The organism is Pseudomonas sp. 20P_3.2_Bac5 (assembly GCF_025466035.1).
In the GTDB taxonomy this organism is placed as follows: Bacteria; Pseudomonadota; Gammaproteobacteria; order Pseudomonadales; family Pseudomonadaceae; genus Aquipseudomonas.
Map to the genome: position 1 here is coordinate 235,553 of NZ_JANLOA010000130.1, position 9,599 is coordinate 245,151.

Below are 9,599 nucleotides of genomic sequence, written 5' to 3' on the forward strand. Positions count from 1 at the left end.
CGTCCGATCCGGTCGCACAGCCGGGCCTGCCGCAAAGCAGGCCCGGCTGTGTCGTCTGTGCCGTCTGAAAATCTACGAGGAGGGTGAAATGCGTTGGGGGACTTACTTCGCCGTGTTGGCGGCGGTGCTCAGCGTCGGCCTGGCGCTGGGCGTCAGCATGCCGCTGGTGTCCTTGCGCCTGGAAAGCTGGGGCTACGGCAGCTTCGCCATCGGCGTGATGGCGGCGATGCCGGCCATTGGTGTGCTGCTGGGTGCCAGCCTGTCCAGCCGGTTGGCGGCCTACTTCGGCACGCCGGGGCTGATGCGCTTGTGCCTGTGGGCCGGCGCGCTGTCGATCGGTGCGCTGGGGCTGTTGCCCAGCTATCCGGTGTGGCTGGTGCTGCGCCTGCTGATCGGCGTGGTGCTGACCATCGTGTTCATTCTCGGCGAAAGCTGGATCAACCAGTTGGTGGTGGAGCAATGGCGCGGGCGCCTGGTGGCGCTGTACGGCAGCAGTTATGCCTTGAGCCAGCTCGCCGGGCCGCTGCTGCTTGGCGTGGTCGGCTCTGAGAATGACCTGGGCTTCTGGATCGGCGTCGGCCTGCTGCTGGTGTCGCCGCTGTTGCTGTTCGGGCGTAGTGGCGCGCCGAGTACCGAGGCCGGCGCGGTAACGTTCCGCGACCTGTTCGGCTTCTGCCGCAACCTGCCGGTGATCGCCTGGGCCATCGCCCTGTTCGCCGCGTTCGAGGCGATGATTCTGACGCTGTTGCCGGTGTACTGCCTGCAACAGGGTTTCACCGCCGAGGTCGCGCTGTTCATGGTCAGCACCGTGGTGGTGGGCGACGCCGTGCTGCAACTGCCGATCGGCGCGCTGGCCGACCGCATCTCCCGGCGCACCCTGTTCAGTGGCTGCGCGTTGACCCTGGCGTTGTCCAGCATCGCCATTCCGCTGCTGTTGCAGACGCCGCTGATCTGGCCGGTGTGGGTGTTGTTCGGCGCCAGCGCCGGCGGCTTGTTCACCCTGTCGCTGATCCTGATCGGAGAGCGCTTCCGCGACGACGCGCTGGTGCGCGCCAACGCCCATGTGGCGCAACTCTGGGGCATCGGTTGCCTGATCGGGCCGCTGGCCGCGGGGGCGGGCAGCCAGTGGGTCAGCGGTCATGCGTTGCCGTGGTTCATGGCCATCGGCGCGTTGGGCCTGGTGCTGTTGGCGCGTCGCCCCAATGCGTTCGAGCCGGCAGCCATCCCCGACTGACCCGCAACACAGCTCGCTTTTCCAAAGCGCAGCCATTTCATCCATTCAATCGGGAATTTTCCTATATACCCGCCGCTGACCAGCATTCAGGATCCTCGCGGAATTTCTTCCTCAAGGATCCCATGCCCAGCGGCCACCACCTGTGTGGTCCTGCTCATGGTGGAACCTGTCCACATGTGATCCGGCGCTGAATCTGGCGTTGGGCGCGTAGTTACAGGGAGCACTGCATGCCCGCCCAATCCGACCTGCGCTTCACCTTCACCACCGGCCCCGACGACTTCGAGGTCGTCGAATTCCACCTCACTGAAGGCCTCTCCGAAACCTTCCGCCTCGAAGTCGACCTGAGCTGCGCCAACCCCGCCGTCGACTTCGGCCAGGTCCTCGACCGTCCGGCCCTGCTCACCCTCTGGCAAGGCGGCCAGCCCGTGCGCTATGTGCACGGCTCGGTCAGTTCGTTCCAGCAAGGCGCGACAGGCTTTCGCCGCACCCGCTATCGCGCCATCGTTGAGCCGCGTCTGGCCCGCCTGCGACTGGCCTCGGACTGGCGCATTTTCCAGACCCTCACCGTGCCCGACATCGCCACCGCGATGCTCAAGAAACACGCCCTCAATCTGGACTACGAACAGCGCATCACCAACGCTCATGAAACGCGGGAATACTGCGTGCAGGCCGGCGACACCGACTACCACTTCGTCGAACGCATCATGCGCGAGGAAGGCTTTTTCTACGGTTTCCTGCACAGCGCCGAAGGCCACCGCCTGGTCCATTGCGACCGCCTGTGGATCTTCGGCAAACAGCCCGGCCCGCCGGTCGAATACAACCCCAAACCCGGCGGCGACCGGCCGGGCCCGGCGCTGCACAACTTTACCTACACTGAAAACGTGCGCAGCGCCCGCCAGACCCAGCGCGACTACAGCTTCAAGAACCCGTTGTACAACCAGCAAACCCGGCGCGAAGCCACCGACCTGGCGCACCAGGCCAAAAGCTACGAGCGTTACGACTATCCCGGCCGTTACAAGGGAGAATCGGGCGAAGCCTTCACCCGCGACCGTCTGCGTGGATTGCGTGGCGATGCCTGCCAGGTCATCGCCGAGGGCGACGATGCGCGGCTGGTGCCGGGCATCTACTTCGACCTCGTTGGCCACCCGCGCGAAGACCTCAATCGCGGCTGGCGCCCGATACGCCTGGAGCATCGCGGCAAGCAGTACGTCAGCCAGGGTGAAGACAGCGCTGATGCTGCCGAGGGCACCCATTACACCTGCACCGCCACCCTGGTGCCGGACGATGCGGAATGGCGTGCAGAGGCATTGCCCAAACCACGTATTGACGGCCCGCAGCCGGCGAAAGTAGTCGGTCCACCGGGCGAGGAAATCTACTGCGACGAATTCGGCCGGGTGAAGGTGCAGTTCCCGTGGGACCGCGAGGGTAACGAGGACGAGCACAGCTCCTGCTGGATCCGCGTATCGCAGAACATCGCCGGCGCGCTTTGGGGCCATATGGCGATACCGCGTATTGGCCAGGAAGTGATCGTCAGCAACTTCGACGGTGACCCGGACCAACCGGTTATCACCGGCCGGGGCTTCAATGCCCTGCAGCGTCCGCCCTACGAATTGCCGGCACACAAAACGCGCATGACCCTCAAGAGCCAGACCCACAAGGGCGACGGTTTCAACGAGCTGCGTTTCGAGGATGAGGCGGGGCAGGAAGAGGTATTCATCCATGCGCAGAAGGACCAGAACAACATCGTCAAGAACGACGAAACCACTTTTGTCGGGCATGACCGCAGCGAGCAGGTGGAAAACGACGAAACCCTGACCATCGCCCACGACCGCAAGGACACGGTGGGCAATCACGAACAGGTGGTCATCGGCGTGAACCGGCGGCATCAGATCGGCCAGGACGACGAGCTGAGCATCGGCCGCCATCACACCATCACCACGGCCCAGGACCGTACCGAACAGGTCGGCAATAACCGCCTGGACAAGACCGCGGCGAATCAGCGGGTGGAGATTGGCGGGCATCTGGACCAGCAGGTGCAAGGGGATGTCACGGTGAAGGCCGGCCAGAGCATTACGCACCACACCAAGGTGTATGAAATCCACGCTGCCGACGCGTTTGTCATCAAGGGCCCCGGCGGCACGCTGCGTATCGATGGCGCGGGTATCACGCTGGATGGCATCGCGCTCACGCTCAACGGGCCGGCGACCAAGACAGGCGGAGGGGGCGGTAACAGCCTGACGCTGGCAAGCGAGGTCGCGCAAACACGGGGCACGCAGTGCGAGGAGCAAAGCTGATGACAGGCGAAACCGTCATGGGGGTTATCGAGCAGCACCGCGCACCGAACGACCATGTCTATCTGCTGGTGAACGGGCTGGCCGAATGCGCCTTTGATCATCCGCTCAGCGTGCCGTCCCTGATCCAGTCGCTGGGCGACGCTGCCGTTACACGCGTGCTGCGGCCGGACCTGGCCCATGCTCCGGATCGATGCCCCGCGCTGATTCAACTGGCGATGCCGGGCGAGGCGGTGCCAGAACTCTATCTGACGCTCAGTGCCGACTATGCCGCACGGGATCTTGCCTACAACGAGCGATATATCTGTGGCTGGTTGTTCAGCCCGCAGCCGCTTGATGTCATCGCCACCCACATCGCGGCCCGATGCAGTACCGCCTCCGCCAAGGACGGGCAAATCTCGCCCTGGTTCGAGCCGCTGAGGCTGGAGCTGTTGTTTGCCACGATGCGCGTGCAGGCAGGCCAATTGCTGGGCCCGGTCCGGTTATGGCTTCTTCCGCTCAGTTGGGAGGGCTATACCATCGTGCGCAGCACCAACAGTCCTGGCGCTCCCGAGCTTCCCCAGGATGCCCGGGAAAGCCAGCAACTGGCGCCTGTGATCAACCGGTTCCTGGCCGTTTGGCGCCAGGCCCTGCGACAACCTCCTCGCTTCGCCCCGTGGCGCTGGACGGGCTCTTCCGGCCTGCCGACCTATGCCGCCGCGCACGCTTTCCAGCTGATTCGTGATGCCCACAGGCTTGGGCTTCGCAACAGTCGCGACCTGATCGCCCTCAGCCTGTACCGCGTGCTCATGCATCCCCATCTGCCGCAGCACCCGGATATCAAGCACCTCATCGCCCAGGCGAGCGCCGGCAAGCTTGATTTGCAAAGTCATTTTTCAAGCAGCTACAGCGAAGCCCATTGGAGACGCATCGTTGCCGATTTGCCCCGCGCGAAGGACTACTCATGAATTCCGATAACCGTTTTGATTTCGGCCTCTGCATCGACATTGCCTGCAACGAAGCCAACCCGCTGGACCCTGGCATCTGCCGGGTCTGCCAGCGCAGCGGCCTGCCGATCTTGCCCCTGCGCGCTGCCTATGCTCCGGAGCCCTGGTACACCCAGGCGCTGCCGCTGAACCGCGGTTCTGAGGTCAAGGCCGTGCGCATGCGGCTGGAGCAGCCGCGCATTCTGCGCCAGGGCTTTCTCTACGTGATGCTCGACGGCAGGGAGTGGCAGGCCTACAAGATCACGCCCGAAGGCATGTTGCGCCAGTTCCCGCCGTACCAGATGCCCCGCGAAGAGCCTCGGCCCCTGCCCGAGTCCTGCATCACGGCGGACCATGATATTCCGGGGTCCTTCCTCAATATCGACACCAACAAGTACTCCACTGCCTGGCTCGCCATTGCCAACGATCCCTGGCCCGAGAGTGTGCTGAATGGCTACCTGCGCGGCGGCGTGGTCGATGGGATGGCGCTGGAGGACCGCTTCTACAAGCTTGACCTCAAGACCGCCCGCAACGACCCCGCCAGCGTCGGGATCGCCATGACCGAAGCCGACCTGCAGATGCATCAGGTGCTCGAATACGCCCAGCCCATGGCGGGTGATTTTCACAGCGTGCACGGTTTCTACCCACGCAATAACCGACTGCGTGCCCTGGCAGGCCATGTCCGCACGGTTACTCAGGAATACAAGTTGGCCAAGGGGGTGCTGGCCCTGGTCCTGCCCGACCCTGTTGGCGTGGTGCAGGAACTCAACGCCCAGCGCCTGTTCCGCTACCAGGCCATGCAGGAATGGTGCTCCGAATCGCAGCGGCGTTTCGAGCACTTCACCTCCCTGGCCCTGCTCGGCATCCGCCAGTTGAACGTCAGCAGGGCCGAGGCCAGGGCGATCAAGGAAGCCAGGGAGGCCGTTGAGGAGAACCTCGCCTATCACTCCCGGCCCCAGTTCTACATGGCGCCGCTGCCGGTTCTTGATCTGGAGAAGGAGAAAGCGCGCAGGACCGCCGAAGCAATGACCGATGCCCGCGAACGGCTCGCCGAACGCTACGACGAAAAAGCCCGCCAGGACTTCGAGGACCGCTACAACAAGACACTGGCGGCCTGGCAAAGAATCGTCGACGACGTCGCCGAACCCTATGCGAGCCAGCACGGCGGTGCGGCGTTCCAGTTGGCGGCCCGTCACGACTACAGCATCACGAGCAGTGACTCGACCGAGGCCTTTATCCGCATGTTGGCGATGTGTCAGGCCGGCGGTCCCACCGAGCGCATTGCTGACGGAGTGTCAGGGGCCACCCAGAGCCTGTGGAAGCAACAACTGGAGAATCCAGGCAGCTTGCTTTACAGGGCCCTGCTGACCGAAGACAGGAAACCTTTGCAACAATTCGCCCACGACCTGGCCGGGGACGAGCAGACCCGGGTCTTCCATGGTGGCAAGACCTTGATTGGCGCCATGGAAGGCGACAAGGCCTTGGGCGTGTCGACGAAGGCCGCTGTCAGCCTACTGCTCGGGGCTGCCGCCACTGCCAGCAATGCCCTGGGGGAGCAGTTATCAGGGCAGGCCAGGGCGCTGTTGACTCATCTGCACCAGGAAGCCTGGCTGCACTACCACGGTGTCGAACTTACCCGGATCACCGTGTCCCTCAAGGTGGGCGAGTACCTGACGCTGCTCAACGAGGCGCTTTACGAAGGCACCGAGCGCTATATCGCGCAGCTCGACAAGCAATTTCGCAAACCGGCCGAGCGCAAGGTGCGCGCCATGCTGCTGAGCAACTACTTTGCACCGGCACTGGCCAGCAATCACGCCAAGCTGATCGATATCGTCGTATGGACGAAGGAAAACACGGAGGACCTCAAGGCCCGGCTGGAGAAGCTGCGGGTGGGTCTCGGCGATGGCGTTGACAATGCCCTGCGTAGCGTCAGCATCGATAGCTCCGCCCTGAAGGGCGGCATGCAGGACTTCGCCCGCCACCTGAGCGTCAATGCCGAGGCTGCCCGCCTGCTGGCCGGAGACGCCATGCGCAACATGCGCAACACCGTGACACTCGACGGGACCGGGGGCGTCAATCTGGGGCTTGCCCTGGGCAGCCTGTATTTCCAGCAGGATGCCCTGCGCAGAAGCTACCAGAACATGCTCAAGACGATAGGCGACGAGCATGACGAGGCGGTGGCTGCGGTCATGTCGGCGTCGGTTGGGGTGATGGGGGCGAGTGTCGAAATTGTCGGTGGAATCCTCCAGCTATTGCGGCCTGATTTGGAGGTCTTGGTTACCTCCGCGGGGAGGGTGCAGCCGGTTGGATTGGGATCGCGGATTCTGCAGTTCGGCGGGGCGATTGTGTCGGTGGCGAGTGTGATGGAGGGGTTGCAGTACGCGTTGGCGGCGGGGCGGACGCATGCGGTTGGCGATAAAGCGGCGACAAAGGCTTATGCAATAGCAGCTGTCGCCTCGATAAGTTCAGCAATCGCTGGGGGCGTGGGTTCGATTGGGGCTGCAAGCGTACTGCTCGTTCCGCTCGCGATCGCTGTACTACTAGGTTTTGTTGCGTATGGATTTGCGGTATGGGCGAAAGGGCAAGAATCAAAGCCGCTGGAATTGTGGGCGAGATATTGCCTTTGGGGGGTGCCGAGAGAGCACCGTCGCTGGAAGAATTCGCATGACATGGATACGTCGATTGGCGCCTTGAACGCTGCACTGCTGGGCCTGGCTGCAGACCTTGACGTGACTCACCGCGCCGACAGCCAGGGCAGCAAGGTAGTAGGGACCGCTGGAGCCATTGAGTACAAGTTCGCCTTGCCAGGGTATGACCCTGACGCATCGTCTTACGAATGGGCGTTGTGGGCATACCGGCCAGGGGAAACATCAGGAGGAATGATCGCTGGCGGGCGCACCGGAGGGACGAATGATCCTTTGCCGGCTCCCGCTTTCTGGAAACAGCCGGGTTACGAGCCCGATACCACGGCTCCAGCCATTAATTACGATGCAGAGTCAAAAATGCTCGAGATCATGGGCTCTATTGCCTTTCGGGGCGTTCTTGATTTTCACGCCTTGGCGCTTGAGGTGTCCTACTGGCCCGACAAGAGCGATGAATCGGGTATAGCCCGGCTGATCGTGAAGGAAGACAAGATTGCTGGATGGCGGTGGTGAGGATTCGTATGAAAAGTCCTAAGCTCGTTCCACCCTGTTCTGGTTGGCAAGAGGATTTACCAGCCCCTGACGAGCCATCGCTCGTAGTTCCGGGGCTTGGGTTCGACACACCCAATCATCAAGATGATGTCTTTCTGGAACTACCGCGTGCATCTGCGTTGATCAGAGGTTTGATGATCTGGTTCGTCGCTGTTTGCACTGTGGGCCTGGGAATTTTGTTTTGGCTTTTTTTATCAGACTGGCAAGCGCTGAGTTTTGAGGAGTGGATAATATTTCTTTCCACTTTGTTCATTGGAGTCTGGTCTACCTTTATCTTCTGGAAGTTCGATGTGGCACCTCCTAGAGATCAGCCCCTTCGCTTCAACCGCGTCCGCCAACGCCTCTACGCCTACAACTTCAACTATCGCTGGTGGAACCCCTTCGAACACTGTCGGGTTGAGCCGGTGGCCTATGACTGGTCACAGGTCCGGGCCGAGCGCTGGCTGAAGCGCGGTGCAACCCCGCATGGGGTCGTCATCAAGGGCGGTGTGGTGCTCTCCATCGTCAGGCCGGGTACCAACGAGGTCATCGACCGTTTTCCCCTCACCACCATGGGCGCCGACGCCCATGCCTGGGCTTACATCTGCACCTACATGCAGCAAGGCCCCGACGCACTGCCACCCCCAGGCCTGCCGAGAGACCACAACGATGTGGACTTCAACATCGCGCTGCTGTTGGCGCCCAAGGTCAAGTGGCCCACGGATATGGATCGGGAATCGAGGACGGCGCCATGATCGATAGGTCGATGGAACTCGAGGTTCTCGATACTCAAACTATCAAGTTCGAAGTGCCTTATTGGCCGGACAGGCCCGATGAGTCCGGCGTAGCCCGGCTAATCGTGAAGGAAGATGAGATTTCTGGGGGAGCGAAGAAGTGAGTCTTATGAACAGGCCGCAACTCGTTCCTCCCTGCTCCGGGTGGCAAGAAGATCTGCCTCATCCTGATGAAGTGCCGATCGTAATGCCGGCTCTTGGATTCGATACACCCAACCATCGGAATGATGTCTTTCTTGAGCTGCCGCGTGCGTCGGCGCTAGTAAGAGGATGGCTAATCTGGCTCGGAATGGCTCAAGGCTTTCTGACGATAGACTCGTTTTGGAGCCATTTATCAACTGATCGCACGCCGGGATTCGAAGAGTGGTTCATGTTCCTCTCTAGTGGTTTCGTTGGCGTTTGGTCGTTCCTGTTCTGCATGAAATTTGAATTGGCCCCACCCAGGGATCAGCCCCTGCGCTTCAACCGCGCCCGACAACGCCTCTACGCCTACAACTTCAACTACCGCTGGTGGAACCCCTTCGAACGCTGGCGGGTCGAGCCGGTGGCCTACGACTGGTCACAGGTCCGCGCCGAGCGCTGGCTAAAGCGCGGCGCGACTTCGCATGGGGTCGTCATCAAGGGTGGCGTGGTGCTCTCCATCGTCAGGCCGGGTACCAACGAGGTCATCGACCGCTTCCCTCTCACCACCATGGGCGCCGACGCCCACGCCTGGGCTTACATCTGCACCTACATGCAGCAAGGCCCCGACGCACTCCCGCCACCTGGCCCACCGAAAGACCACAACGATGTGGGCTTCAACATCGCGCTGCTATTGGCGCCCAAGGTCAAGTGGCCCACGGATATGGACCGGGAATCGAGGACGGCGCCATGATCGATAGGTCGATGGAACTCGAGGCTCTCGATACTCAAACTATCAAGTTCGAAGTGCCTTATTGGCTGGACAGACACGATGAGTCCGGCGTAGCCCGGCTGATCGTGAAGGAAGACAAGATTTCTGGGGGAGCAAAGTGGTGAGTCGTATGAACCGACCGCAACTCGTTCCTCCCTGCTCCGGGTGGCAAGAAGATCTACCTCATCCTGATGAAGTGCCGATCGTAATGCCGGCTCTTGGATTCGATACGCCCAACCATCAGGATGAT

At 62.0% G+C, this 9,599-nt stretch carries 6 protein-coding genes; all 6 read left to right on the forward strand.

The annotated features are described in order from the left end of the window. Nucleotides 1-88: 88 nt before the first annotated feature. The 6 genes from NTD88_RS25930 (at nucleotide 89) to NTD88_RS25955 (ending at nucleotide 9,331) form a co-directional block, all read left to right on the forward strand. Complete coding sequence (locus tag NTD88_RS25930; RefSeq protein WP_262156521.1) at nucleotides 89-1,234, forward strand: MFS transporter; 1,146 nt, start codon at nucleotides 89-91, stop codon at nucleotides 1,232-1,234. A gap of 227 nt (nucleotides 1,235-1,461) precedes the next feature. Further along, on the forward strand, nucleotides 1,462-3,528 hold the full coding sequence (locus NTD88_RS25935) for a type VI secretion system Vgr family protein (protein ID WP_262191771.1): 2,067 nt from the start codon (nucleotides 1,462-1,464) through the stop codon (nucleotides 3,526-3,528). Then, on the forward strand, nucleotides 3,528-4,472 hold the full coding sequence (locus NTD88_RS25940; RefSeq protein ID WP_262156523.1) for a hypothetical protein: 945 nt from the start codon (nucleotides 3,528-3,530) through the stop codon (nucleotides 4,470-4,472). Before NTD88_RS25935 ends, NTD88_RS25940 begins: the two co-directional genes overlap by 1 nt. Beyond that, nucleotides 4,469-7,645, forward strand: coding sequence for a T6SS effector BTH_I2691 family protein (locus NTD88_RS25945; protein WP_262156524.1), 3,177 nt, complete (start codon nucleotides 4,469-4,471; stop codon nucleotides 7,643-7,645). Before NTD88_RS25940 ends, NTD88_RS25945 begins: the two co-directional genes overlap by 4 nt. A gap of 173 nt (nucleotides 7,646-7,818) precedes the next feature. Then, nucleotides 7,819-8,418 carry a DUF6708 domain-containing protein gene (locus tag NTD88_RS25950; protein ID WP_410017312.1) on the forward strand — a complete coding sequence of 200 codons (600 nt, stop codon included), beginning with the start codon at nucleotides 7,819-7,821 and terminating at the stop codon, nucleotides 8,416-8,418. A 409-nt stretch (nucleotides 8,419-8,827) separates the two neighbouring features. After that, a complete protein-coding gene (locus tag NTD88_RS25955; protein ID WP_315975174.1) occupies nucleotides 8,828-9,331 on the forward strand; it encodes a DUF6708 domain-containing protein in 504 nt (167 codons plus the stop codon). Nucleotides 9,332-9,599 lie beyond the last annotated feature (268 nt).

What these genes read in the sequence shown, in the direction of transcription:
- NTD88_RS25930 (WP_262156521.1), top strand. Translation starts at nt 89, where the DNA reads ATGCGTTGGGGGACTTACTTCGCCGTGTTGGCGGCGGTGCTCAGCGTC.
- NTD88_RS25935 (WP_262191771.1), top strand. Translation starts at nt 1,462, where the DNA reads ATGCCCGCCCAATCCGACCTGCGCTTCACCTTCACCACCGGCCCCGAC.
- NTD88_RS25940 (WP_262156523.1), top strand. Translation starts at nt 3,528, where the DNA reads ATGACAGGCGAAACCGTCATGGGGGTTATCGAGCAGCACCGCGCACCG.
- NTD88_RS25945 (WP_262156524.1), top strand. Translation starts at nt 4,469, where the DNA reads ATGAATTCCGATAACCGTTTTGATTTCGGCCTCTGCATCGACATTGCC.
- NTD88_RS25950 (WP_410017312.1), top strand. Translation starts at nt 7,819, where the DNA reads ATGATCTGGTTCGTCGCTGTTTGCACTGTGGGCCTGGGAATTTTGTTT.
- NTD88_RS25955 (WP_315975174.1), top strand. Translation starts at nt 8,828, where the DNA reads ATGTTCCTCTCTAGTGGTTTCGTTGGCGTTTGGTCGTTCCTGTTCTGC.